The sequence below is a fragment of the Exiguobacterium sp. FSL W8-0210 genome, assembly GCF_038006045.1.
Taxonomy (GTDB): domain Bacteria; phylum Bacillota; class Bacilli; order Exiguobacteriales; family Exiguobacteriaceae; genus Exiguobacterium_A.
The window spans coordinates 1-1783 of the sequence record NZ_JBBOUK010000008.1 but is presented as its reverse complement, the minus strand read 5'-3'; the positions used below and the strand labels follow the sequence as shown (position 1 = coordinate 1783).

2 protein-coding genes are annotated in these 1783 nt (G+C 40.3%); both read right to left on the bottom strand.

What is annotated here, in order from left to right; genetic code table 11:
• Positions 1 to 342: 342 nt before the first annotated feature.
• The gene (locus MKY22_RS17335; RefSeq protein WP_341090790.1) at positions 343 to 1155 is read right to left on the bottom strand and encodes a replication initiation factor domain-containing protein; all 813 of its coding nucleotides are present in this window, start codon (positions 1153 to 1155) and stop codon (positions 343 to 345) included.
• A 164-nt stretch (positions 1156 to 1319) separates the two neighbouring features.
• The gene (locus MKY22_RS17330; RefSeq protein ID WP_341090788.1) at positions 1320 to 1577 is read right to left on the bottom strand and encodes a hypothetical protein; all 258 of its coding nucleotides are present in this window, start codon (positions 1575 to 1577) and stop codon (positions 1320 to 1322) included.
• Between the last annotated feature and the right edge of the window lie 206 nt (positions 1578 to 1783).

The following is a 1783-nucleotide window of genomic DNA, read 5'->3' as shown; positions in this document are numbered from 1 at the left end:
AACACTGAATGTACTTCCTAGAGTATAGCCCGTTATACTCTTGTTCCAAGAAACGGGTAAGTAAAATCACTTTGTATACATCTGTTTGATTTTAAATCGTTAGTATACTTTGCAATCAATTGTTTACTGGAAGCCTAGATTTGGTTTCTTTTCAACTCTAGACAGTGTCCGTGTTAATGCGTGTCGGTTCGGTGGCGTAGGGTACCCCCTGCTGGTCGCAGGTACTCCCTTCCGCCCTCCGCTTCCGATACGCCTGTACATACGTTTCCTGTGTAGATACACGAAAAAGGACACCCAAGCCAAGGTGCCCCAGTTCTATTCAATTATGGTATAATCTAAGTATCAGCTAACTACTACTCTTGCGTAGTTTAACCAACGATAGACCTGTTGCCGCAGGTCTTTTTTTGCGTCTTCAAAGTCACCTTTTATATCAATTGGAAGAGGCATTGTGTACGTTTCAAGCATCTGCTTGTATTTTTTCCTTGTAGGAAACGAGAGATCAGCTAAAATTGTTTTCCCCTCAGGAGTTAATAAGCCCAACAGAATCAGCTTATCTGTCGCCTTAAGAGTATTCATGCCCAACGGTATTGTAGAGTATGGCACAGCATCGTTAAACGGGTTGTAAGAATCATCTTCCAAGAAGTTAGAAACTTCTTCCTTATCCAATCTTGCCTCAATTCTCCACCAATCCTCAGATGAGATAGTTTCCTCAGGCAATCCCATTTTGCTAGCACGTTCCGCACGTTTGTTGTAAGTAACGATTTGTAATTTAGAGCTAGCACCACCAACATAATACGTCTGATTGTCTCCAGCACCGCCCCAAAACATGCTACCCGGACGACCTAAGTAATCAATCCATCTCACACCTTCTAAATCTTCTTCATAATCAAACGCCAAGTCCGCCCGAGTACAATATACGTTTTTCAAGTAACCAATGATCGACCTGTACAAAGCGAAAATCTCAGAGTCTTTCGAGTGCTTAGGATTGAACTCAAAACGTATCTGAGGAACCTTAGCATCTTTTCTAGCTACTTGAATGATTCCCTTACCACCAGGAATCGTATAAGCATATTCGTAAGGATAAGCACTTCTTATTCTATTCAGCAAAACTCGATATTCTAGGTAACGAATAAGATTTTCTAAATCCTCATTCATATCTCCCAAAATAGTTAACCGGTCTAAAGAAAACGAAGTCATTTCATCACCAACTTTTCGCCTAATGTGGAATTAAAATCAAGTTAAAAAAGAAAGGAGCGAGGTCTGCAAATTAAAAAGTTTTTAGGGTTATGCGCCTGTTAGAGGAAAGCGCATTTTTTTCATCAATTTACTCCGTTTTTTTCCATAATCGTCTTCATGACTTGAATCAATCCATCAGGGTCTTCATAGCCCATTTTCTCAGCGATCTCGATGAATTTAGGTAAATCTTCTTCCATGTATTTAGTTTCTAACATGTATTTTTGAAGCACAAACGATGCCAAAGCACTCATATTATTACCTTGATTAGAAGCCCTGTCTTTGTACCATTGATGTACCTCTTCCGGTAAATAAATATTTGCTCTAGATTTTGTAGCAGCCATTTTAATCACTCTCCTTTTATAGTGCAATATTAACACTTTTTAAAGTGTATTTAAAGTCTTTTTATTTCACGTTCTATTTGACACCGGGACCCTGACCCCCCGAACCCCCAAAAACATCGTCCCCGTCGGGCTAAGCCCTCTCTGGGGCCACTGTCTTTGAGTGTACTCAGGGAGTCCGCCCGGTATAAAATAGCTTTCGCGACATA